Raw genomic sequence first — 22,609 nt, 5'->3', positions numbered from 1 at the left:
TATGATGGATATTCAATTGGCTTCTTTATTCGCTTCTGGCGCATTTATAATTATTGGACTATTTGCAGCAATCTTCATTGATAATCTTATTAAGAAAATCATTGGTATTGCTTTTATTGAGGAAGGTGTAAACCTATTCCTGATCTGCTTAGGATTTAAAGCAGGTGGAGTCGTGCCTATCTTCTTGCCAGGCATGACTGCAGACTGGTTTGCAGCAAATGCAGCATATCCTTTGCCTCAAGCATTAGTTCTTACAAGTATTGTAATTGGTGCAAGTACTTTAGCAGTGATGTTGGCTTTAGCTATGGTTTTATACAGAAAGCATGGAACCTTAAGCGTATCTGAAATGATGGGGGATGAAAAATGAATTATCTAATTCCTTTAATGGTTGTCATTCCAATATTAGCTGCTTTAATCGTTAACATATTTGGTGGAAAGGACAAAACCGTAAAGGCCATTTCAATTGTAGTGGCTATTGCAATTCCTGTAATTGCAATCATTGCAGCTGTCGGCATCCAATACTTCGGAGGTCACGATCCAGCACTTCTTGCAAACTCACTTCCATCAAACTTGGTTGGCACTCTTGTGGCAAGCTACAATACGGGTATTGTTTATGTCTTTGAAAATATTGAAAGGATTTTCATATTCCTGATGGGCATCGTTGCATTCTTGGCAGTATTGACATACTTCTCTGAGAAAAAGGAAGTGTCTGGCCCTTACTTATACCTTATCTTTATGGGTATAGCGTCTGTAACCGCATTGATGCTTTCAAATGATATTTTCAATATGTATGTTTTCTTTGAAATTACAGCTTTAACCCAAGTGGGTATCATTATAGCTTCAAGCACTGAAGACAATTATGAAATCGCTTTGAAATACCTTATTTTAGGTGCAATAGGCGGACCAATGCTATTGTTAGGTATTGGATTCATACTTGGTACAGTCGGTTCAGTAAACATCAACGATATTATCTTTGCAATAAGCAACAACTATGTAAACCCTTATGCTCCAAGCTTGGTGATTGGTTTTGCATTGATATTGTTTGGATGGTTATATTCAGCAGGATTGCCTCCATTCCACACTATAAAATCCGCTGTTTACTCAAAAGCAAGACCTAACGGATCTGCAATATTACAAGGATTTTCAGTATTGTGCATGCTTGCATTTGGAATTGCAATGTATAAGATATTCGTATATATCCCTTACTTCAATACAGCAATAATCGTATTTGCTATTCTTGCAATGGCTTTAAGCATTGCAATGTCTGCAATGGAGGTAGACTTTAGAAGAATGATAGCATTCCTTGCAGTAGGGGAACTTGGTTTCATTGCATTAGGTTTTGGTATAGGAACACAATATTCAATCGCAGCGGCATTGTTCCAGGCAGCAAACGAAATTGTCATAACTGCATTGTTATTTATCGGATTCGGTACTGTGTACTACCTTACAAAAACATCCGATACAAGAAAGTTAGGTGGATTGATTGCCGTTGATTCAAAAATGGCAATAATGGTATTGCTTGGAGGATTCGCTTTAGCTGGTGTTCCACCATTCAATGGTTTCCAAAGTAAATTGATGCTTGTGCAAGCTGCATTGGATGCAGGATACACTGAACTTGCAGTTCTTGCAATCATTGTAAGTGTAGTGATATTCTTCACATTCGTTAAGGCGTTCCATACAGTATACTTGCAGCCTAAGCCAAATGACTTGAAGTTTGCTCATGACAAGATTCCAAAGGCTACCGTTTTCTCCGTAGCTGTATTGCTTATAATCTGTTTGGCTTTAGGTATTTTCCCAAATATAGTAACTGATGTATTCATTCCATTTGCAGGAGGATTGATCTGATGGCTTTATATCAAAAATTCCTAGATTCAATAAAAGGACTTAAGTCAAGTTTATCTAAAGACCCTACAACTATGGATAATGTTTCAGGTGCAATAGCTGCTGAATTCCTGATATTCGTTTCATTGATTCTTGCAGCATTATTCCTAAGGCATGTCAGTGTAGTTGCCTCAATTGTTGTAGTGCTTTTAGTTGCAGTTTTATTCTTTACAAACATGCCTCTTGCAGGAAAGATAAAATCCGAGCAATCAGATTCCTTGGAAAAAATGACATTCTATGTTGTTGTAGTTCTTGGAATTTTAGTTGCAGTAATTTATTGGGGGTTAAAATATGTCTGATAAAATTACTAGTGTTAGATCATTGATTATGGCATTGGCAGCAATTATTTTTGCATCAACATTATTCGATGCAATATACGGATTCAAGAGCTTGATTCAACCTGGAATAAGCTTGGTTTACAATGCCATTGGAACACAGCTTGCTCCAAATATGGTTACTCTGGTTGTATTCGATTGGAGATCTTTTGATACTTTAGGAGAATCACTGATTCTTGTTACTGCAGTGCTTGTTGTATTGCTTGTATTCGGTAAAGGGAAGATTTTAGACAAGAACATAAATGCTGATATGAATGAAGGGGATGATGAATGATGGCTGAAGGAAAAAAATCTCCAAATTGGAATAAGAAGGACAGCAGTCCTATATTGAAGATTATGGCTCTTCCAATATCTATTGTGATTATCGCTTTAGGTATCATGACCATTTTGGGAGGACATATTACTCCTGGTGGAGGTTTCCAAGGTGGAGCTATGATTGCAGGGGCAATCATCTTCTGTGTTATTGTTTATGGTGTAGACGGCACTCCATTGAAATTGTCTCACAGGTTCATTTCAACTTTAGAATCAATCGGTGCTTTAGCTTATGTATTGATTGGTTTGGCAGGACTTGCATTGACCGGTTCATACCTTTATAATGTAGGTGGAAACCTTTATGGACAAGTGCCTCAAGCTATTGCAACATTATTCTCATATCCGGATTTAACCCATGCAGGAATCGTTCCTTACTTAAACATTGCAGTAGGACTCAAGGTTCTTGTAGGTTTAAGTGCAGTGGTAATTGCATTTTCACAATTTAAGAAATTAGCGGAGGAAGAGGAATGAGTATCGCTAATATTGTAATCGGACCGGTTATCATTGCAATCATATTCGGATTCATTGTAGGTTCAAGGGTTCATTTGAATCTTGACAATAGCTTTACGTTTACAGCAAGTGGAATTTTAGCCCTTATAATTGGTGCTCTCTTAATGTCTTATGGATTAGGCCAATTCCCTGGTTATAATGATGTGCCAATCGCAACCACATTTTTGGGAGCTGTCATTGGTGTATTGATAGGCAGTGCATTACTAGGAGGACGAGCGAAAGGAGATCATTAGTTAATGGGATTTTTAATGGTCTTACTTATTATTTAGGAGAAGAATCATGTATTTAACAACTAATAAGTGTGATGGACAAGGAGATTGTATAAGAAATTGTCCAAGTGAAGCAATACGCCTTGTTGATAATAAGGCTTTTAGCTGTATGTGTTGTGGTGCTTGTTTCGAAGCTTGTCCAAATCATGCTATATTTAAGAATAAATACGGCGGATATGTGGTTGATAGGGCAAAATGTAATGGTTGTGGTGTTTGCCAGTTCACTTGCCCTATAGAAAGCATTCATCTTGATGATGGTATAGTTAAAGGTATCTGTTCACGCTGTGGTGTTTGTGAGGATGTCTGTACTAAAAATGCAAGAGTTGATACTGATAACCTTGTTCTAGACAAGCAGAAAGTCTTGCTTAATTCATTGAAAATGGTTGCAAACACAGTTGGATTCGGTGCAGGAGTCAAGAAGATAGAGAGCATGAAGCTTCCTGTAAAATCCGACAAGACAGCAGACAGAATTTGCATCAGCACAGACAGCGAGAAATGTGTGAAATGTGGAAGATGCGCTTACTACTGTCCTACCAGATCAATTGAAGTGATTATCCAGGATGAAGGATACTGTGTAGGATGTAAGGTATGTGAAGACGTTTGTCCTACAGGTGCATTGAAAGATGGTGAGTACGATAAAAGCATTTGTACCTTATGTTTGGCTTGTGTTGAAAACTGCATAAACGATGCATTAAGCGTTGATGACTTTAAGATTATCCGTAATATTAAAGATGACACATTGTATTCAAATGCTGAAGGAAGCATTGTAAGTTGCCTCAATTGTGGATTGTGTAAGGAAACTTTTGACAGTCCAGCACTCATAAGAGATGAAAATGCTTTGAGATATGACCCTTCACTTGATGAGGATACAGAGGAAAATAAGGCTAAACGTCTTGAAGCGATTTACAACTGTCCTGTTTCATCATTGACAGAAAGTGAAGACAATAAGCTCTTTGGATACTGCGTATCTTGTGGAAAATGTGTAAATGAATGTAAGGAAGAGGCAAGAAGTTTCCAAGTAATCTCTTGGGAGGGGGAAGTCAAAGATGACTGCATTTCATGTGGTATATGTGCTGAGCTTTGTCCAGAGGATGCTATAACCCTTCAAAGAGGGGCAATCAATGTTGACTTGGATAAATGTATCATGTGTGAAACCTGTGCAATTCACTGTCCTAAGGATGCAATTCCAAAAACAACAAGCGTCAAATATGAAATCTCTGGTGGATTCAATTACATTGACGATAACTTGTGTGTAAAATGCGGATTATGCAAGGACATTTGTCCGGAGGAAGCGATTTATGCCGTTGACATTCCAAGTGATGAAGTCAATCTCGGAACAAAGAACAAGAATCTTAAATTCATTGTCGATGACGATAAATGTATTTACTGTGGAGCTTGTATGAACATATGCCCATCTAAGTCATTTATTTTCGAAAGAGAGTTTGAAAGGGTGAATTAGAGGAGAGATAATTATGAAAGATGTATTGAAGATTATGCTTAATGGAGCTTACACTAATTTCAGAAGAATTCTCTTTGCTGCAGACAGAGTAACTGATATGGAACTTCGTAATGCCATCTTGACAGGAACAGTTGAGCCTGACAAGAAGGTCGATGAGGAAGCATGCATTGGTTGTGGAGGTTGTGCAAATGTCTGTCCGACCGGTGCAGTTACAATGAAACCTTTGCAAACCCCTGTAAAGCTTAAGGAAGGATGGGTGAAAACCGAAGTTCCGGAACTTGATCCTTTAAAATGTGTAGTTTGCTATTGGTGTCACGATTTCTGCCCAATCTATTCATTCTTTGAGGAGGCAGGAACAATTCACCCTGGAAATGTAGGTGAAATCAATGTTGACACAAGCGAACTCTTAGAGGAACCTATCAAGATATCCCATGACAAGATTGCATTCATTGCACAATACTTGTCCGACAGGTCATTGCTCTCTGAAAATATTGTTCAAGAGGATGAGAAAATTGAAAATGTTGGTGTAGCTCTTGATAAGGTATCCAAGATAAAGGACATTCAAGATAACATTAATGAAAAGTATGAGAAAGATGTTCAACGAAGCGCTGAATTGAATGAAGAGGATTCAGATGCAAAAACAGATGAAGTTTCTGAAGATGAGGGAGGTGAATAGATGAGTCTTAAAACACTTTCAAGGTCAAAAGCTATCCATGTCATGTTGGTTTACACTGGTGGATGCAATGGTTGTGATATTGAAATTGTAAATGCAGTTTTATCTCCTAAATTCGATATGGAACAGTATGGTGTCTTTTTAACATGGAACCCTCGTGAAGCGGACATTCTCGTGGTTACAGGGCCAGTCACTCATGACAACAGAAAGCCATTGGAGGATATCTATAATGCCATTCCAAATCCAAAGCTTGTTGTTGCAGCAGGCGCTTGTGCAGTGATGGGTGGTGTCTATAAGAATTGTTATGGAGACATTCCTTCAGAGGAAATCGAAGGGCCTGTTGAAAATGTGATTCCTGTTGATGCTAAGATTCCAGGATGTTCTGTAAGGCCTCAAGATGTATTGGCAGGAGTAGTTGCATCTTTGCCGCATTTATTGAATGCGGACTAATAGGTGGATTTAAGAGATTATTTTTATTTATTCATTAAAGGGATGATGAAATGGAAGAAAAGAAAGCTAAAAAGCAGGAAATCATAGAAACTGAGATTCAAATGGGTACAGTTCACCCTGCTGCTTTAGAACCTTATAGGGTTAGATTTTTCGTAGAGGATGAGATCATTAAGGATGCGGAAATCACAATTGGTGTAAACCACAGAGGTATTGAGCGTATTATGGAAGGTCTTCCAGTGGAAAAGGCAAATATGCTTACAGAAAAGATCTGTGGTATCTGTTCCAATTCACATACATGGAACTCTGTAAGAACTGCTGAAAAGGGTCTTGGAGTTGAAGTTCCTGATAGGGCTGTTTATATTCGTGTAATCGTTGGAGAGCTTGAAAGATTGCACAGTCACTTGTTGTACTTAGGTCACGGTTGCGAAACCTTGGCTCATGAAACATTCTCCATGAGAGTGTTCTACATTAGGGAAACCATCATGGACCTTTTAGGAATGATTGGAGGAAACCGTGTCCAATACGGCTGTTCCATCATCGGTGGTGTAAGGCCAAGATGTGAATTGGACGACAATAGAATCCGCAGGATATTGGATGGAATGGACTTGGTTGAAAAGAACGTTGCAGACTTTGCAGAAAGGTTCGTTAATGATTCAATCGTATTGTCAAGGATTACTGGCACAGGTTACATTCCACAGGAACAGGCTCTTAAGTTAGCGGTAACCGGTCCTACATTACGTGCTACCGGTGTTAAAAGAGACTTGAGAACAGATATGTATGAGTATGAAAACTTTGACTTCGATATCATTACTCAAGACACATGTGATGTGAAAGCTCAGCTTCTTATGAGAGTCTTTGAAATATTTGAAGCAATCAAGATCATTCGTCAAGCTATCAGAGACTTGCCTGAAGGAAAGATAACTGACAGGTCTTGGGAAATGGTTGACACAGGCTTGATTGAGAGTTATATTGAAGTTCCAAGGGGAACATTGTATCACTCCTATGCAATTGAAGATGGAAGAGTGCGTCATTCTATAATTAGGACTCCTTCAATGAGTAATATTGGAGCTATGCAATACGCATGCATTGACAACCACATCACTGATGGTCAGTTATGTATTGTACAGTGCGACCCATGCTTTACTTGTTCTGATAGGGCAATAGAGGTTTATGATACAAACAATAACAAGTTGGATAAATCAATTTTGAAATCCAATATTCATTAGATTTAATTATAATTTGGGTCTAAATTGATATCCAATATTCATTTAAAATTAAATTATTCAAATTTACGTTTAACGGTTAATTAAAAATTATTATGAGGAAAGAGAAATGGCTTATGAAATATCACTTATTTCAATTTTAGAGGTTATCCTAACACTTATCATAGCTTTGTTCATAGGTGTTTTGATTCCTGGAATTGAAAGGAAATATGTTCAAGCAAGGATTCAACAAAGAATCGGGCCTCCAGTTACAAGTCCTGGGCTATGGGCATCAATAAAGTTCCTGTTTAAGGAGAACATAAAACCTAACTCTCCAGCACCAGGATTATATAAGGCAATGCCTATCTTATGTTTCATTGCAGTGCTTTCAGTATTCTTGGCATTGATGCCTGAGAATTATCAATTCATGGCTTTCGCTAGCTTAATAGCTATTGTTGGATTCTTAAAAGTTGAAGAGATCGCTTATGTTTTAATGGGTTCCTTATCCAAATCAGTAATGAGCATTAACTTAAGGTTCCCAGACCATGCAAAAGGTGCTGAAAGACAAGGATTGCTTGTATCATCCATTGAAGACATCAGTTCAAACAGATCCCTTAGGATGATTATTTTCGGTTCATTCCCATTGTATTTGGCCTTATTCATACCTGCAGCATTATCCAAAAGCATTTACTTAGCTGACATTGTAGCTTATCAGCAAGCTAACGGACCGTTCCTATTCACTTTAGCAGGTATTATCGGAACTGTAGTGTTCTTTATTGGATACATGATTCTATTGAATGAATACCCATTCTCCTACATCAAGGCTAAATCTGATGTAATTGAAGGGCCATATATGGAACTTGCTTCAAAATACAGATCATTTGTTTACTTAACTAGAGGATTCCTGATATTCACTTTAGGTTTAATGTATTGTGTATTGTTCTTAGGTGTTGCACCGGAACTCTTCTCACTTAAATTCATTGTATGCATTATCGTATCATTGTTGCTTCCGGTAATTATGGCAATCGTCAGTGCATTCTCTCCAATATTCACCAACAGGCAATTATATCCTACAATATTGGTGACTTCTGCAATTGGAGCTTTGGCTATGGTCATTGCATTATTCTAAACTTTAACGTGGTGATTTTATATGAAATTTGTAATCAGACCTTATCATATCATGAGTCTTGGAGGATATATTGTGGAATATGATTTCCCTTACAGGGATTTGATCATTGTAAATGAGACTCCCGAAGAGATCAAGTTTGAGATTCCAGTATTCGATGGATCCTACATTGAAGAGTATGAAAAGTTAGGTCTTAAGGTTATTCCTGTCAGCGAACATGACAGCTATTTAAACTTATATAAGAAAGCGCATGCTGAATTGGATGCCTTAAAGGCTAAATTGGATTAATTGGAGATAACTTCATATTTTCCTCATATAAAATTTTAAAAAATTTTATCTTCAATTATCCTTTTTAGCATTTAGGTTTTGAAAATAGGGTTTTAATAATTCTATTTTCAACAATCTTGTGTTTTCAGATTTTTGAAATAAGTATTTTAATTGTTCTTTAATTTTTCGGATTTTTGATAATCTTTAAATAATTGAATATTTTAAGTATTATTAGGTAATATTATGAATAGTATTTCTTTAACAATTACAACTAAAGAAGAGAAAGGAGTTCTCGATGAGATAACCGATATTCTTTCAAGTCATGGAATCAATATATCCTATGTTCATCTATATGTAAATGATGATGTGGGAACATTGAATCTTGAGCTTGATCATGTTGAGAAACTCGATGAATTAATCGAAGACTTAGAGTCTAAGGAATTTATTTTAGATATTGAAATTCATGGTTCCTTAAATGACATTTTCGGTAAAAGGGTTCTTATTTTCGGTGGTGGAGCTCAAGTATCTCAAGTTGCAGTTGGAGCTATTACAGAAGCAGATAGGCATAATATACGTGGAGAGCGTATAAGTGTGGATACTATTCCTTTAGTTGGCGAAGAGAATATTGCAGAAGCAGTTGATGCAGTAAACAGATTGCCTCGTGTTGGTGTGCTTGTTCTTGCAGGGTCCCTGATGGGTGGTAAGATCACTGAAACTGTAAGAAAATTAAAGGAGAATCATGAGGACTTGATTGTCATCACTTTGAATATGCCTGGAAGCGTAACAGAAGAGGCTGATTTGATTGTTACAGATCCAATTCAAGCTGGTGTAATGGCGGTCATGGCAGTTGCAAGCACTGCAGTATTTGATGTAAAAAGATTAGCAAACAATAATAAATTCTAATTCTTTTTCTTATTCTTTTTTACATAAGATTTATTAGTCTATTAAACTAATATTATTCTATACTCCATTTTGATATTTTTATCAGGAGTTCTTATTTTATTATTATATTTCATTTTTATGGATGTGTTTTGAATTACTAGAAAGGAAAAGTTTGTGCATGGTTTAAGGTTAGGTATTCCAATCACATTTGGATACATTCCAATGGGAATCGGATATGCTGCTTTAGCTATTAAGGCAGGTCTCACCCCATTTGAGACAGTTTCAATGTCTGTGCTCATTTATGCGGGTGCCGGACAGATCATGATAGCAACCATGTTGGCACAAGGGGCAACTCTTTTCAATATTGTCTTGACTTCATTTGTGCTTAATTTCAGATATTTTGTAATGAACACATGCATTTACAACAAGGTTGATGACGCTTCCCTTGCTGTTAGAATACCTTCGTCACACCTTGCTGTTGATGAAGCCTTTGCAATGTTTATGCTAATGGAAGAGTCTTCCATATGGACTTATATTGGTCTTGCAGGAATTGCATGGCTGTCTTGGATCCTTGGAGCAATCATTGGTGTAATAGTCTTGAATGTGCTTCCTATAATTGTTGCAAACAGTTTCAATATTTCATTATATGCCCTATTCGTAGCACTATTGGTTCCTGCAGTTAAGGAAAGCAAGGAATTGGCTATTTTAGTTGTAATAACCGCTATCTTAAATGTTGTATTGCAGTTTTTCATTGGAAATTGGTCATTGATTATAGCTATTCTTTTAGGTGCTCTCATTGGAATGTATATAGTTGATGATGATACTGTTTTAGGGGATGCCTATAAGACAGGTGATGAGAATTGCAGTAATAAGGAGGTGCAACAATGAATATTACTTTACTAATCATTCTTTGTGCACTTGTTACCTTCATTCCAAGGGTAATTCCAGCTATATTTATGGAAAGATTGAATTTCTCTCCAAAATTCGAGAAATTCTTGAATCTGATTCCATACACTGCACTTGCTGCACTTATTTGCCCTGGTGTGTTGACTGTAGACCCTAACTTATGGTACATAGGATTGATTGGAGCGGTAATTGCAGGTGGACTCGCATGGAAAAAGGTACCTCTTGGAGCTATTGTTATTTTAACTGTGATTGTTTTGATTGCAGTTTACTTAATGGTGCCGTTCTTCCCAGTTTTAATTTAATTCCTTTATCTTTCTTTTTTTATTTAATTCCCTTTTTTTAGCTATTATCACATAGTTCCTTATATTCACAGTTTTCACACTTTTTCAGTCCGGTTTTTACTGTTGGTATTTCTCCATTTTCAACTATCTTGTTTACGCTGGTCAAGACTTTGAAAAAGCTTTTTCTTGCATCTGTATCTATTATCACAGCTCTTCGATCCGCTATTTTCAAGTAATCAATGTATGCAACGGTAACATAGGTGTTGAATTCCTGTTCTATTAGAAGTGCATTAGCTATTGCTTCCATGAAATCTCCATCCCAAACTCCAGTTATTGGAGGATTTGATGATTTCAATGATATTGGGAGGTAATTTCCCTTTTCTACTTCAATCTTATCGATAACTCCAATCAAGTCAAGACCTATGTCTCTTATTAGATAGTTATACATGCTGGTTGGGAAAAATAGGTTTTGGATTTCGTGTCCATCCTTATCAAGAACTTTCATGGATTGGGCAACTTTTAGAGAAAGTATTTTGATATTTAGGTTTATTTCATTGATTAGTTCTTTTTTTAGTTCCTTTAGATTATCGTTCTCATCATCTTTCTTTTCTTCATCAATGAATTCTATCTCTTCATCCTTTTTCAAGTTGCTTTCATCTATCTCTTCTTTATCATTTATCTCTTCGATAATTTCAAATGTAGTTTTAACCTGATTGCTTATTCCAATTGAAAGTCTCTTTTCTATTTCCTTTTCATCCATGTCCTTCTTTATGTGTCTTAAGTTTTTATGAAGGATGTCTTGTATGTCTATTCTAAGATCCTTTAATGTTTTTGAGATAAAATAATCCTCTTCAATATCTTCATCAATATTGCTTTGGAAATACAATTTCAAAGGACAAAACATATAACTTTTGATTGTAGATACACTTATCATATTTTTAACTCCATATTATTCTGTGGATTAGTCTTTGTTTTTCATATAATAAATAATATGCAGTTATTTTTAATTATAATTTGATAAAAATAGTTTATTTTATGAAATAGTTATAATTTTTTATTTTTATTAGAATTTAAGAGTTTTAAATCAATTTTTATATTAAGTTGAAAAATTGATTTTAGGCAGTGATTTTTCATACATTTTAATTACAAAAGCGGTTAATTAAAAGGAGGTTTGTTATGTGAAATTTGTTAATTTTAATTCGTTTTTTAAAAATAGTTTAATTTATATTAAAATTATAAAAATAGTTTTGATTGTGGATAGATAAATTTAGTTAAAAATAGCAAATCATAAAAAAATAAAATAAGAAATCCAGTCTAAACTGGACTTTATCTTAATTTAGTTGGTTTTATATAGGACTCTCTCTGAGTTTAATGTATTCATCCAATGATTCTCTAGTGGTTCCAACAAGAATTCTATACTTCTCAAACTCTCCATTTTTCAAGACCTTTTCTATTTTTCCTCTTGCAACCACTTCTTCTCCGTCAATGACTTCTCCCGCATATGTGTGGGTAAGTGATGCTAGTTCTGAGATTTCAATATCAGGTCCTTCTAGGATTTCAACATCCTCTATTGTGTATACTGCAGGATTGTCAAAAGCGCCTAATGCGCTCTTTATTGTGCAGTTGACTTTCGCAAATCCTTCTGGTTCGTATACTGTATCTCCCCAGGTTCCTTCAATCTCATCATAGTTTCTAGTTGCCAATATGTCGAATAGGGTTTCTCTAATGAGCCCTCTATTGCTTTTACGTTCTTCATACCAAGCGAACTCTTCTTTTGTTAGGGAATCGTCTTTTATTCTCTTATCATATACGAAGTCCCAGAAATCATCATTGATTCTGTTTAATGTGATTGATTTGCCTAACTCGTCTATGAAAACAGCCTTGTCCTTGTTATCCTTGTATGCCTTGATTGCATTTCTATGGTTTTCAAGGCCGTAGACTACAAAGTCAAGGTCTGAAGTCCCTGCCTTTTGAAGTCCTGGCAAGATTGATCCTGAGATTCCAAGGTCCTCATAGTTGATTCCTGCCACATAATGGAAAAAGTCTGATAAGTCAAATAGCTTGCTTAAGAGTTCCTCTTTATAGTCAAGTTCCTCCCCATTTGCAACTTTATAGTTGATTTTGTCATAATAGGTTGCTCTAAGTCCTTTCAATCTTTCCTCTGGCTTTATGATTCTTTCAACCTTGTCTATAGGAACACCCATCATTTCAACGTTTGTAACGTCACAGAAGTATAAGTAATCCGGGTGATTTTCTCTTAGGTATGCATAAGCTTCTTCAGACCCCACTTTGGAATATCTGATTCCATCCTTTTCCCTGTCTCCATTCTCATCTGGAATGTATCTTAAAAAGCAGATAATCCTATCTTCAGGGTGAATGTAATTGGTTGAAGCAAATAATAATCCATCTGTACTTATAATAAAGTCTCTTGTCCTAACAGTTTTTTTTGATTTATTCATCATATCCCTCTAATATCACGTTATACTGTTTCTCTCATAACATTTCTATAATATTCTTTGACTTGGATAGTTAATTAAATTTATGGTTATTGTTCAAATTCATAATTAAAAGTTGGTTAAATATTATAATAAATGATTATGTGGTTGTTTATAATAATGATTCATAATATATGGAAAAGCTGATGCAATATGCCCTAGAGAATAACAATGCAGATAAAATAAGATTTTTTAGGATATATTTATAAATTTAAAATATTCCTAATGGCTAATTTTTTAAAAATAATAGAAAATCCCCATCATTTTCCTTTATCGAAAAATCTCGAAAAATCTGTTCATTTTTTAGGAAATCTTTATTTTTTTTTACAAAAAATCTCATTATTTTTGTTCCTATAATAAGAACTTTATTTTTATAAATAGCAACCGTTAAATAAGCTAAAATGAGATTTCCAATTGTAGGTGAAAATTTTCAAACTACATTTAATTGAAATTTAAGAGGTAAAAAAAATGAAAAATGAGTACAAAATTGCAATTATTGCGATTATATTAATTATTATAGGAGGGACTATACTATCCTCTGGGTCTGGAGGATCTGAAAGAATTGATATAGTAGGGTCCACATCTGTACAACCTGTAGCTGAAAAACTTGTAGAGGAATATAAAATTAACCATCCTGATGCAAATATCAATGTTCAAGGTGGAGGTTCTAGTGTTGGTATAAAGAGTGTTCAAGATGGAAGTGCGGATATTGGCACTAGTTCAAAAGATTTAGACGATAATGAAAAACAAGACTTAAAAGAATATGAACTTGGTAAGGATGGAATTGTTTTAGCGGTTAACGTAAATAATGATGTGTCCGACTTAACAAAAGATCAATTAAAAGATATTTTCTCAGGAAAAATCACTAACTGGAAAGAGGTAGGTGGAAATGATGCTGAAATTCATGTTGTAAGTCGTGAAGCAGGATCCGGTACTTTAGATGCATTTGAAAGTATAGTGATGGGTGAGACAAAAATTAAAAGTGATGCAATTGTTCAAAGTTCTACCGAGGCTGTAAAACAATCTGTTAAGCAAGATGAAAATGCAATAGGTTTTGTTTCTTTTGCACATATGTCAGATGACGTGAAATCCTTAAGTGTTGAGGGAATAGCTCCAAGTAGTGAAAGTATTGCAGATGGTTCTTATGAATTGCAAAGGCCCTTTTTATTCCTAGTTAAAGGGGAGCCTTCAGGTGATTTAAAAGAATTTATTGATTGGGTAAATGGTTCAGAAGCTAGAAAAGTTTTAGATGGAGAAAAAATTGTCAAATCAAATAAATAATTCATGGGATATGATTTAAAGGATTAATATAATAAATAATCAATTTATTATATTTTTTTTTTTTAATTTGTATTATGGAGATTTACTATGACTAAAATTGCAGCTGAAGCATTAATAGAGAAATCTTTGTTTATTCTAGCATTGTTCTCTTGTTTCGTGATTCTGATAATATTATGCTTTATATTTTTTGAAGGGTTTCCAGCAATTCAAGAATATGGGTTTTTCAAATTTCTATTTGGAACAATATGGTCTCCAAATGATGGTCAATTTGGAGTGTTTGATATGATTATAGGATCTCTATATGTCACATTCATTGCACTTATAATAGCAATTCCTTTATCCATTTCATGTGCCACATTCATGGCAGAGGTTGCAAGTAATAAAGTTAGAAACTTTTTAAAGCCAGTTGTTCAAACATTATCTGGAATTCCTTCTGTTGTTTATGGATTTTTTGGCTTAATTATCCTAGTTCCATTTGTAAGGTCCCAATTTGGGGGAACCGGTTTCAGCATATTTACTGCGGCAATTATATTATCCATCATGATTTTGCCAACAATTATCTCAGTTTCTTATGATTCATTAAGATCAGTTCCACAAGATTACAAAGAAGCTTCCTTAGGTTTAGGAGCAACAAACTGGCAGACTATTCGCAGAGTAGTCTTTCCATCAGCGCTACCTGGAATTATCACTGCAATTATTTTAGGAATGAGTAGGGCTGTTGGCGAAACATTGGCAGTGATTATGGTGGTAGGTAATGTTGCAAAAATGCCATCATCAATTTTTAGTCCAGCACGGACTTTAACTTCAAATATTGCATTAGAAATGAGTTATGCAACGGGTATTCACTATAATGCATTGTTTGCCACAGCAGTTGTGTTATTCATGCTCATAATGTTATTGTTGGTTGTTGCGAATTATGTTCAAAGGAAATATAGTATAGATATTGGTGGAGGAACCTTATGAATCCTAGGGGAGGTATAAAAAAAATGAATTTTAACTTTATATCTGCAAGAACATCTCAAAAGATAATGAATTCCATATTTGTACTTTCAGGAATATTAACTTTAGCCATATTAGCAATTATTTTAGCGGATATTTTGATTAAAGGACTTCCAGTAATAAATATGGAATTTATTTTTGGCCAAGTAGAAAATCAAGGCGAATCTGGTGGGATATTTCCAATAATCATATCCAGTTTATATGTAACATTAGTTTCAATTCTAATAGCTACTCCATTAGGTGTGGGTGCAGCTATTTATATGGTAGAATATGCAAGTAATGAGAAATTAACCAATATAATACGTTTTGGAGCAGAAACATTAGCTTCTATTCCATCAATTGTATTTGGGTTATTTGGATTATCATTTTTTGTAATATTTTTAAATTTAGGATGGTCCATTTTTTCAGCCAGTTTAGTTTTAGCTATTATGGCTATTCCAACAATATTTCAAGTTGCAGAAGTCTCTTTAAGTTCTGTACCAAGCATATATAAGGAAGGAAGTTATGGATTAGGGGCTACAAAATGGCAAACTATTTATAAAGTCATTATACCTGCAGCTCTTCCTGGAATTGTTACTGGAGTTATATTAGGGATGACAAGATCTATTTCTGAAGCTGCTGCAGTAATGTATGCTGTGGGATCATCTATTATAATGCCAATTTCTATATTTGACCCTGGCAGGCCATTGCCACTTCATTTGTATGTTTTAGCAACTGAAGGAATTTCTTTGCCTAATGCATTTGGAACTGCAGCGGTCCTTGTAATTATAGTATTGGTTATTACATTTTTAACTAATTATTTCACAGAGAAGTATCAGAATAAAATGATGGGAAAATAAGTAAAGTTAAGAGGTTTAATTATGTATAAGATTATTGCTAAGCATTTAAATACTTATTTTGGGGATGCACATATTCTTAAGGATATAAATTTTAAAGTGGCTGAAAACACAGTTACAGCATTAATTGGTCCATCAGGTTGTGGAAAATCAACTTTTTTAAGGTCGATTAATAGAATGAATGATTTAATACCTACATTTAAACGTGAGGGAACTCTTCTCCTAGATGAGGAAGATATTTACTCACCTGAAATGGATGTTGTAAATTTAAGAAGAAAAGTAGGAATGGTTTTTCAGAAACCTAACCCTTTTCCAAAATCCATTTTTGATAATGTTTCTTACGGCTTGAAGATTCATGGCATAGACGATGAAGGTTTTATAGAACAGAGAGTTGAAGAAAGTTTAAAATCAGCGGCTATTTGGGATGAAGTAAAAGATAAGCTTGATCAGTCTGCTATGAGTCTATCTGGAGGCCAACAACAAAGATTATGTATTGCAAGGACAATAGCTAATAATCCAGAGGTTATTTTAATGGATGAGCCTTGTTCTGCACTAGACCCAATTTCAACATTAAAAATTGAAGATTTGATTCATAAACTTAAAAAAGATTATACAATCATTATTGTAACACATAATATGCAACAGGCTTCAAGAGTTTCAGATTACACATCCTTTTTCTTGAATGGGGAGATTATTGAAAGTGATGAAACTGAACGATTGTTTGTAAGTCCTAAAGAACAAAAAACAGAAGAATATATAACTGGAAGGTTCGGATAATAGATTAAACTAGGGAGAAAAAATTATGGATGAGAAATTTCCAAGTGTCACATTTCAAAATAGGATGAATAGTATTAAAGAAGATTATAAGGAATTAGGAAATTTAGCTATTAAATTAAATGGGTCGGTTGTAAAATTACTTGAAAAGTATGATGAATCCATTTATGACGATATTGAAAAATGTTCTAATATTATAGATATTAAAACTATTGATTTAGAAAGGGAATGCATTAGATTTCTGGCTACAGAACAACCTTTAGCTAAAGATTTGATGTTTATCGAATCAACTCTAAGGGTAATAAGTCATTTTAAAAGGATATGCCATTTATTTTTAAAAATTGCCAAATCAATCAAAAACATTCAAGAGGTAGACATTCCGGAAAAAATACTTAAAGAATTAGCATATATGGGGGATTACACTCTAATTATGTTAAAAAAAGCATTTTTTGTATTTTTAAATCAGGATTTGGATAAAGCAAAAGAACTATCTAGTGATGATGATAAAATGGATGAATTTTATGATTCCATTTTAAATGAAGTTACCGCAACTATGGTTGAAGATAACGATTTGATTCCATATATTATTGATGTTATATTCTTGGCCAGATACTTTGAGAGAATTGCTGATAAAGCAGTTAGCATAGGATCAAGAACAGTATTTATGCTTACTTTAAAAAGGCCAGATATTGATGATTGAATGTTAAAAAAATATTTATAATATTATAAAAATATTTAGTAATAAATTTAATAGAAAATTTTCATCTCTCTTTTTAAGAGGTTTATTCATGAGTAGAAGTAATAAAACATTAGAAGAAATTTTAGAGTATATCTTTTATCAAAATCCAACTAATCAAGATGAAATAGCGGATGATTTAAAGATCACCAGAAGGTATGTGACAAAGTTGCTTAAGCCATTATTAGATGAGGGAATTGTTAAAAAAGTATATGTTATTGATTTAAAAAAATATGATGAAATCTATGGAGATTCTAATTCTGAGTTTAATCCTAAGGACTATTCAACTAATATTTTAATTAAAAATTTGGAAAATATGTCTAATCATGTGAAAAATCAGCTTGAATTATCTTTTGAATCAGTTATTGAAAATGATGAGGAAAAGGCTAAAGAAGCTTTAGAATTAGATTATATAACTAATAACATGTTTGAAAAAATTCGTTCTTCTGTAGAGACGGTTGTTAATTTAAATCCTCATTTTAAACTTTCTAAAATTCTGCTTTTTAACGAAGTGGCTTATAATTTTGAAAGGATTGGAGATTATTGTAGTCATCTAAATAAATTTATTATTAATAATGATGATATTATTGATGATAAGATCTTGTATATCCTAAAAAAGATGTATAAATATGCTCAAATGTCCATTTCATATTCTACAGATGCATTTATAGATGGTTGCGTAGATTTAAAAGGGAATTTGAGGGATACTGAAGAGAAAATGCATCAAAGGCAATCAGAAGCCATGAAGGAAATTGCTATCCATATGTTAGATTCCTCTTTAGATGATATTGGAACAGCCAATTATTATATTTATCTTACACGTGTAATTAAAACATTTGAAAGAATCGGGGATATATCCGTTGAAATTATGGATATTGCAGTTGAATTTCATAGGGATATTCCTAGAACCACAGTTCCTCGTTATTTCAGGGATGATGGATAACTCCTTATCTTTTCTATTGCAAGATTCATTAAATTCCAATACAAATGGTCTGGAATGATGAAAAATCTTCCATTTCTGAACTTAACTCTTTTTGCATCAATTTAAAATATGCTCTACAATATATGATAATTGTAATCAAGAATTTAATTATATGGTTGTTCTGAATTTTGTTGATGAAAGCATTATTGTATACAAGCAGTTTTATGATTTAATAAGTATTAATTCTATTAATCATTTATTATTTTATTTAATTATTATATTTTTGATTATTATTAAGTGCATGCCTTTAAAATTTTTCCAATTTCTTTATTTAATTTCTTTAATTTTTAAGTTGTATTTTTATATTTTTTAGGTTAACAAAAATTAAATCGATAATAATATTAACTATCAAAACCTAACTAATATTGTAGTTAGTTCTATGTCATTTATTTAAATTTTCAATTTAAATTTCTTGAGAGCTTTTATTAATTAAAAAGTTAAATGATGGAATTAATGACATTTAAGAACTTCCAACAAATCCATAATTTCAAAAATAGATTATAAATCGTTAATTATTGTAATAAATTAATTATAGACTTTATTTCTATATTGTTGAATTGGATGTGCATTTGAAAGATTTTTTAAGTCCCTTAAAATATTTATTCTTTAAGGAATTTTAAAATAATCAAAAAAATCTGTCATCTGGTTAATGGTATTTCCCAGAGTTCTATAACTTGATTGTTATGATATGATTTGTAATTTAGACCGGGAAGAATTATTAAATCCGGAGGTGTCGTAATGAAAGACAAAAACACTAAAAACTTGAGAAAATCTATGAATCGTGGTTCTGTTGAACAAACAACAAAAGTAGCTGATTATGAAGGGGAAATCATGACATTAGCTAAAAAGGATGTCATTAGCATTCCTCCAACCAAGACCATTAAGGGAGCTGCTGAAATGATGATAGAGCATGGATTCAGAAGATTACCAGTAACCCATCCTGGCTCAAATAAACTTTTGGGTATTGTAACTGCTATGGATATTCTTGACTTCCTTGGTGGAGGAAGCAAATTTGATATAATAGAAAAGAAACATGATGACAATTTCTTGGCAGCAATCAATGATCCTGTTAAAGAGATTATGACAAGAGATGTTATTTCTATCAGTCCCAAATATTCTATTAGAGAAAGTGTGGATGTAATGACCAAAAACGGCATTGGATCCTTGCCTATTGTAGATAAAGAAGAAAGGTTAGTGGGAATAGTCACTGAAAGAGATTTCGCATTAGCGCTTGCAGGCTCATTGACTAATGAAACTGTAGGTGACATCATGATTAAGGATGTTATCACTACCACTCCTGGAACTCCTATTGAAAGCTGTTCCAAAATCATGGTAAGAAATAACTTAAGAAGAATTCCTGTTGTTGAAGAAGAGAAATTAATAGGAATTGTTACTTCAACAGATATCTTAAGATTCTTCGGTGATAAAGAAATGTTTGCTTCTATGACCTCTAATAGTGGTTTAGATGTTTTAAAAAGAAAAATTTCTGAAATCATTAAACCAAACATATTAGTAACTGAATCTACTGTTAGATTAGGGGACTTATGTGAATTATTAGCTGAAAAGAACATTGGTGGTGTTCCTGTAGTTGATGATGATCAACTTGTAGGAATTGTCACTGAAAGAGATATTTTAAATACAGTTCTTAAAGAATAATTAGATTTTATTTCTATTTGGATTATTAAGCAATTCCTAAAAAATAATTAGATTTATTTCTATTGGATTATTTAGCAATTCCTTTAAAATAATCCATTAATTTCTTTAAGATTTTGTGGTTGCTCTTCTTTGTGAAGACCAATCAGGTAGCTATTGTTGAACTTTTAAGAGATAGCTATTGGTAGGTTAGTTTATATCTTTGATTAGATACGCTATAGATTATTGAAATCCAAATAGAATCAATTCATTTGGATTCTTTCTAATAGCTATTTCATTGGATTTTATCGTTGGTGTTATTATGAAAATCAAAAATATAATGTCTGAAAATGTGGTATCTATTGATAAGAATTTAAACATATGTGATTGTCTAAGAATGATGTATAAGGATAACTTATCTAGAATACCAGTCACTAGTACCAATGAAAATAAAAAAGTTTTAGTCGGAATTATCTCAGAAAAAGATATAGCTAATAAGTTAGGCTCTGCTAAATATGGTAATATGGCTCCTTCACATTTCTATGTATCCACTGTAATGGTCAAGGACTTGATTACAGTTGATGAGGATGAGGATGTGACTGAAGTGGCAAAAATCTTGATTGATAAGAATATTGGTGCCATTCCAGTTTTATCTGATGGTGAAATGGTTGGAATCGTAACTAAATCTGATTTCATATATTTATGCAAAGCTAAAGCATATGAAAAGATTTCAGTTAAGGATATTATGACAACAGATATTATTTCAATATCTGCAGATGATCGTTTAGTTCATGCAAGAAAAGTCATAATGGACTCAGGTGTTGGACGTTTATTACTTACTGGAGACAATGAGCTTGCAGGAATTATTACTTCAAAAGACATTGCAAAAGCATTTGTTTCATTCAGGAAACACACTCCTGACAAGTATCAATCTTCTCAGATTAAGGAGTTGATTGCAGGAGATTACATGTCAACAAATGTGGAAACAATCTCACAATACGCAACAGTTCCACAGCTTGCTGATGCAATGTTGGAAACTGGTTATAATGGTTACCCTGTAGTTGATGATGAAGATCAAATTATAGGAATTGTAACTCAATCAGATTTGCTAAAATTGATTTATGAAATGGAAACTCAATAGAGACTATTTCAAGGTTGATTTTAGTTTTAAGCATAAGATTTTCTTATGCTTTATTTTTCTTTTTTCTATTTTTTATGCTTTTTAATCATTTTTATCGAATTTTAATGCTATTTTTTCTAATTTACTTGATTTATTTAAGTTTTTTACCTATTGCTTTTTATACTATGATTAATATATAAGAAATAGGAACAATAATAAGTATTTTAATTAGGAGTTTTATTATGATAAAGGATAAAGTTGCATTTTTAGGGCCTCAAGGAACATTCTCTCACGAAGCTGCATCATTTGTAAGTGACAATTTGATTTCCTACTGTTCAATACAGCAGGTAATGGGTGCTGTTGAAAGAGGAGAGTGTGTATGCGGCATTGTGCCGATTGAAAATTCAATTGAAGGTCCAGTTAGCTTGACTTTAGATTCATTGATTCATAATTTTGACTTGAAGATTAAAAACGAGATTGTCATTCCAATCAACCATAACCTATTGGCTGCAGAGGAAATGACTGTAGATGAAGTTAAGAATGTCTATTCACATTCACAGGCCTTAGGCCAATGCCAACCTTATTTGGAAAGGCATGGTATCACTGCACATTATACCTTAAGCACTGCAGCAGCAGCTAAAAGGGTTGCAGAAACCGGTGAGGATGCAGCTATTGGAACATTGAAGGCAGCGGAACTCTATGGATTGAAGGTCATTGATACAAACATTCAGGAGAATTTCAACAACGAAACCCGTTTTGTTGTTTTGGATAATGAGGATTCTCCGATAACAGGAAATGACAAGACTTCAATTTCATTTTCATTGTTTGAGGATAGGCCAGGGGGGCTTTACGAACTTTTAGCTCTCTTTGCTGAGAATGATGTCAACTTGACTAAAATTGAATCCAGACCTTCTAAAGAGGGATTAGGTCATTACATCTTTTTCATAGATCTAGAAGGACATAGGTTGGATGAGGACATTGCTCATATTTTAAAACATTTAGAGGATAACACTTCATTCTTTAAGATTTTAGGGTCTTATCCTATATTTAATGAAGATTTATTCAGATAATGTTTCAATTTCATATCTTTTTTTCAAATTCAATAATTTAATCTAATTTTTATTCATGAATTTTCTAAAATTTTATCTATTTTTTAACTTTTCATTTAGTATAATTTATTAAATATAAAATTCATATATTA

26 protein-coding genes are annotated in these 22,609 nt (G+C 33.4%); 24 read left to right on the top strand and 2 right to left on the bottom strand.

What is annotated here, in order from left to right; all coding sequences use genetic code 11:
* Window position 1 precedes the first annotated feature (1 nt).
* From VW161_RS02610 to VW161_RS02540, 15 genes are all read left to right on the top strand, one after another.
* The gene (locus VW161_RS02610) at window positions 2-367 is read left to right on the top strand and encodes a cation:proton antiporter subunit C (RefSeq protein WP_298536979.1); all 366 of its coding nucleotides are present in this window, start codon (window positions 2-4) and stop codon (window positions 365-367) included.
* Window positions 364-1,845: an energy conserving hydrogenase EhbF gene (gene ehbF, locus VW161_RS02605; RefSeq protein WP_304102004.1), complete on the top strand. Its 1,482-nt coding sequence runs from the start codon at window positions 364-366 to the stop codon at window positions 1,843-1,845. Before VW161_RS02610 ends, ehbF begins: the two co-directional genes overlap by 4 nt.
* Window positions 1,845-2,180 carry an energy-converting hydrogenase B subunit G EhbG gene (locus VW161_RS02600; RefSeq protein WP_325192684.1) on the top strand — a complete coding sequence of 112 codons (336 nt, stop codon included), beginning with the start codon at window positions 1,845-1,847 and terminating at the stop codon, window positions 2,178-2,180. The genes ehbF and VW161_RS02600 overlap by 1 nt, the downstream gene beginning before the upstream one ends.
* On the top strand, window positions 2,173-2,490 hold the full coding sequence (locus tag VW161_RS02595) for an EhbH (protein WP_304087903.1): 318 nt from the start codon (window positions 2,173-2,175) through the stop codon (window positions 2,488-2,490). Before VW161_RS02600 ends, VW161_RS02595 begins: the two co-directional genes overlap by 8 nt.
* Window positions 2,487-2,999 carry an MnhB domain-containing protein gene (locus tag VW161_RS02590; protein WP_304087905.1) on the top strand — a complete coding sequence of 171 codons (513 nt, stop codon included), beginning with the start codon at window positions 2,487-2,489 and terminating at the stop codon, window positions 2,997-2,999. The genes VW161_RS02595 and VW161_RS02590 overlap by 4 nt, the downstream gene beginning before the upstream one ends.
* A complete protein-coding gene (locus tag VW161_RS02585; protein WP_304092691.1) occupies window positions 2,996-3,271 on the top strand; it encodes an energy-converting hydrogenase B subunit J in 276 nt (91 codons plus the stop codon). The genes VW161_RS02590 and VW161_RS02585 overlap by 4 nt, the downstream gene beginning before the upstream one ends.
* A 46-nt stretch (window positions 3,272-3,317) precedes the next feature.
* A complete protein-coding gene (locus VW161_RS02580) occupies window positions 3,318-4,766 on the top strand; it encodes a 4Fe-4S binding protein (protein WP_304102008.1) in 1,449 nt (482 codons plus the stop codon).
* 13 nt (window positions 4,767-4,779) lie between these two features.
* Window positions 4,780-5,442, top strand: a complete 663-nt coding sequence (locus tag VW161_RS02575) for a 4Fe-4S binding protein (RefSeq protein ID WP_304087911.1) — start codon at window positions 4,780-4,782, stop codon at window positions 5,440-5,442.
* On the top strand, window positions 5,443-5,889 hold the full coding sequence (locus tag VW161_RS02570) for an NADH-quinone oxidoreductase subunit B family protein (RefSeq protein WP_304087914.1): 447 nt from the start codon (window positions 5,443-5,445) through the stop codon (window positions 5,887-5,889).
* Window positions 5,890-5,939: 50 nt separating this feature from the next.
* Window positions 5,940-7,115 (top strand): hydrogenase large subunit, encoded by a 1,176-nt coding sequence (locus VW161_RS02565; protein ID WP_304087916.1) that lies wholly within the window; start codon window positions 5,940-5,942, stop codon window positions 7,113-7,115.
* Between the two features lie 106 nt (window positions 7,116-7,221).
* Window positions 7,222-8,220, top strand: coding sequence for a respiratory chain complex I subunit 1 family protein (locus VW161_RS02560; protein WP_304092689.1), 999 nt, complete (start codon window positions 7,222-7,224; stop codon window positions 8,218-8,220).
* A gap of 21 nt (window positions 8,221-8,241) precedes the next feature.
* On the top strand, window positions 8,242-8,505 hold the full coding sequence (gene ehbP, locus VW161_RS02555; RefSeq protein ID WP_298537006.1) for an energy-converting hydrogenase B subunit EhbP: 264 nt from the start codon (window positions 8,242-8,244) through the stop codon (window positions 8,503-8,505).
* Between the two features lie 222 nt (window positions 8,506-8,727).
* Entirely contained in the window at window positions 8,728-9,387 is a 660-nt protein-coding gene (locus tag VW161_RS02550; protein ID WP_304087918.1) for a DUF5612 domain-containing protein, read from the top strand.
* Between the two features lie 153 nt (window positions 9,388-9,540).
* Complete coding sequence (locus VW161_RS02545) at window positions 9,541-10,254, top strand: AzlC family ABC transporter permease (protein WP_304087919.1); 714 nt, start codon at window positions 9,541-9,543, stop codon at window positions 10,252-10,254.
* Window positions 10,251-10,574 (top strand): AzlD domain-containing protein, encoded by a 324-nt coding sequence (locus VW161_RS02540; protein WP_304087920.1) that lies wholly within the window; start codon window positions 10,251-10,253, stop codon window positions 10,572-10,574. Before VW161_RS02545 ends, VW161_RS02540 begins: the two co-directional genes overlap by 4 nt.
* A gap of 37 nt (window positions 10,575-10,611) precedes the next feature.
* Here VW161_RS02540 and VW161_RS02535 read toward each other — a convergent pair whose 3' ends face one another.
* Window positions 10,612-11,487: a CRISPR-associated protein Cas4 gene (locus VW161_RS02535; RefSeq protein ID WP_304087921.1), complete on the bottom strand. Its 876-nt coding sequence runs from the start codon at window positions 11,485-11,487 to the stop codon at window positions 10,612-10,614.
* Window positions 11,488-11,899: 412 nt separating this feature from the next.
* Complete coding sequence (locus VW161_RS02530) at window positions 11,900-13,012, bottom strand: DNA polymerase subunit beta (RefSeq protein ID WP_304092686.1); 1,113 nt, start codon at window positions 13,010-13,012, stop codon at window positions 11,900-11,902.
* Window positions 13,013-13,516: 504 nt separating this feature from the next.
* Here VW161_RS02530 and VW161_RS02525 point away from each other — a divergent pair.
* The 9 genes from VW161_RS02525 to pheA all read left to right on the top strand — a co-directional run bounded on the left by VW161_RS02525 (window position 13,517) and on the right by pheA (window position 22,478).
* The gene (locus VW161_RS02525) at window positions 13,517-14,329 is read left to right on the top strand and encodes a phosphate ABC transporter substrate-binding protein (protein ID WP_304088688.1); all 813 of its coding nucleotides are present in this window, start codon (window positions 13,517-13,519) and stop codon (window positions 14,327-14,329) included.
* Between the two features lie 87 nt (window positions 14,330-14,416).
* Window positions 14,417-15,292 (top strand): phosphate ABC transporter permease subunit PstC, encoded by an 876-nt coding sequence (gene pstC / locus VW161_RS02520; RefSeq protein ID WP_304088692.1) that lies wholly within the window; start codon window positions 14,417-14,419, stop codon window positions 15,290-15,292.
* 23 nt (window positions 15,293-15,315) lie between these two features.
* Window positions 15,316-16,167 (top strand): phosphate ABC transporter permease PstA, encoded by an 852-nt coding sequence (gene pstA, locus VW161_RS02515; RefSeq protein WP_304088696.1) that lies wholly within the window; start codon window positions 15,316-15,318, stop codon window positions 16,165-16,167.
* Window positions 16,168-16,188: 21 nt separating this feature from the next.
* The gene (gene pstB / locus VW161_RS02510; protein ID WP_304088699.1) at window positions 16,189-16,941 is read left to right on the top strand and encodes a phosphate ABC transporter ATP-binding protein PstB; all 753 of its coding nucleotides are present in this window, start codon (window positions 16,189-16,191) and stop codon (window positions 16,939-16,941) included.
* 25 nt (window positions 16,942-16,966) lie between these two features.
* Complete coding sequence (gene phoU, locus VW161_RS02505; RefSeq protein ID WP_304092684.1) at window positions 16,967-17,638, top strand: phosphate signaling complex protein PhoU; 672 nt, start codon at window positions 16,967-16,969, stop codon at window positions 17,636-17,638.
* Between the two features lie 88 nt (window positions 17,639-17,726).
* Window positions 17,727-18,617, top strand: a complete 891-nt coding sequence (locus VW161_RS02500) for a phosphate signaling complex PhoU family protein (protein ID WP_304088705.1) — start codon at window positions 17,727-17,729, stop codon at window positions 18,615-18,617.
* Window positions 18,618-19,394: 777 nt separating this feature from the next.
* Complete coding sequence (locus tag VW161_RS02495) at window positions 19,395-20,312, top strand: CBS domain-containing protein (protein WP_304092682.1); 918 nt, start codon at window positions 19,395-19,397, stop codon at window positions 20,310-20,312.
* Between the two features lie 298 nt (window positions 20,313-20,610).
* Window positions 20,611-21,429: a CBS domain-containing protein gene (locus VW161_RS02490; protein WP_304102011.1), complete on the top strand. Its 819-nt coding sequence runs from the start codon at window positions 20,611-20,613 to the stop codon at window positions 21,427-21,429.
* A gap of 221 nt (window positions 21,430-21,650) precedes the next feature.
* Window positions 21,651-22,478, top strand: a complete 828-nt coding sequence (gene pheA, locus VW161_RS02485; RefSeq protein ID WP_442919849.1) for a prephenate dehydratase — start codon at window positions 21,651-21,653, stop codon at window positions 22,476-22,478.
* The last annotated feature ends 131 nt before the right edge of the window (window positions 22,479-22,609 follow it).

It is taken from the genome of Methanobrevibacter ruminantium (genome assembly GCF_016294135.1).
In the GTDB taxonomy this organism is placed as follows: Archaea; Methanobacteriota; Methanobacteria; order Methanobacteriales; family Methanobacteriaceae; genus Methanobrevibacter; species Methanobrevibacter ruminantium_A.
The sequence above is the reverse complement of the archived record's forward strand: the minus strand, read 5'-3'. Positions and strand labels throughout refer to the sequence as shown.

Bases quoted from the DNA above. Each gene is read 5' to 3' on its own strand.
- VW161_RS02610 (WP_298536979.1), top strand. From the start codon at position 2: ATGATGGATATTCAATTGGCTTCTTTATTCGCTTCTGGCGCATTTATA.
- ehbF (WP_304102004.1), top strand. From the start codon at position 364: ATGAATTATCTAATTCCTTTAATGGTTGTCATTCCAATATTAGCTGCT.
- VW161_RS02600 (WP_325192684.1), top strand. From the start codon at position 1,845: ATGGCTTTATATCAAAAATTCCTAGATTCAATAAAAGGACTTAAGTCA.
- VW161_RS02595 (WP_304087903.1), top strand. From the start codon at position 2,173: ATGTCTGATAAAATTACTAGTGTTAGATCATTGATTATGGCATTGGCA.
- VW161_RS02590 (WP_304087905.1), top strand. From the start codon at position 2,487: ATGATGGCTGAAGGAAAAAAATCTCCAAATTGGAATAAGAAGGACAGC.
- VW161_RS02585 (WP_304092691.1), top strand. From the start codon at position 2,996: ATGAGTATCGCTAATATTGTAATCGGACCGGTTATCATTGCAATCATA.
- VW161_RS02580 (WP_304102008.1), top strand. From the start codon at position 3,318: ATGTATTTAACAACTAATAAGTGTGATGGACAAGGAGATTGTATAAGA.
- VW161_RS02575 (WP_304087911.1), top strand. From the start codon at position 4,780: ATGAAAGATGTATTGAAGATTATGCTTAATGGAGCTTACACTAATTTC.
- VW161_RS02570 (WP_304087914.1), top strand. From the start codon at position 5,443: ATGAGTCTTAAAACACTTTCAAGGTCAAAAGCTATCCATGTCATGTTG.
- VW161_RS02565 (WP_304087916.1), top strand. From the start codon at position 5,940: ATGGAAGAAAAGAAAGCTAAAAAGCAGGAAATCATAGAAACTGAGATT.
- VW161_RS02560 (WP_304092689.1), top strand. From the start codon at position 7,222: ATGGCTTATGAAATATCACTTATTTCAATTTTAGAGGTTATCCTAACA.
- ehbP (WP_298537006.1), top strand. From the start codon at position 8,242: ATGAAATTTGTAATCAGACCTTATCATATCATGAGTCTTGGAGGATAT.
- VW161_RS02550 (WP_304087918.1), top strand. From the start codon at position 8,728: ATGAATAGTATTTCTTTAACAATTACAACTAAAGAAGAGAAAGGAGTT.
- VW161_RS02540 (WP_304087920.1), top strand. From the start codon at position 10,251: ATGAATATTACTTTACTAATCATTCTTTGTGCACTTGTTACCTTCATT.
- VW161_RS02535 (WP_304087921.1), bottom strand. From the start codon at position 11,487: ATGATAAGTGTATCTACAATCAAAAGTTATATGTTTTGTCCTTTGAAA.
- VW161_RS02530 (WP_304092686.1), bottom strand. From the start codon at position 13,012: ATGAATAAATCAAAAAAAACTGTTAGGACAAGAGACTTTATTATAAGT.
- VW161_RS02525 (WP_304088688.1), top strand. From the start codon at position 13,517: ATGAAAAATGAGTACAAAATTGCAATTATTGCGATTATATTAATTATT.
- pstC (WP_304088692.1), top strand. From the start codon at position 14,417: ATGACTAAAATTGCAGCTGAAGCATTAATAGAGAAATCTTTGTTTATT.
- pstA (WP_304088696.1), top strand. From the start codon at position 15,316: ATGAATTTTAACTTTATATCTGCAAGAACATCTCAAAAGATAATGAAT.
- pstB (WP_304088699.1), top strand. From the start codon at position 16,189: ATGTATAAGATTATTGCTAAGCATTTAAATACTTATTTTGGGGATGCA.
- phoU (WP_304092684.1), top strand. From the start codon at position 16,967: ATGGATGAGAAATTTCCAAGTGTCACATTTCAAAATAGGATGAATAGT.
- VW161_RS02500 (WP_304088705.1), top strand. From the start codon at position 17,727: ATGAGTAGAAGTAATAAAACATTAGAAGAAATTTTAGAGTATATCTTT.
- VW161_RS02495 (WP_304092682.1), top strand. From the start codon at position 19,395: ATGAAAGACAAAAACACTAAAAACTTGAGAAAATCTATGAATCGTGGT.
- VW161_RS02490 (WP_304102011.1), top strand. From the start codon at position 20,611: ATGAAAATCAAAAATATAATGTCTGAAAATGTGGTATCTATTGATAAG.
- pheA (WP_442919849.1), top strand. From the start codon at position 21,651: ATGATAAAGGATAAAGTTGCATTTTTAGGGCCTCAAGGAACATTCTCT.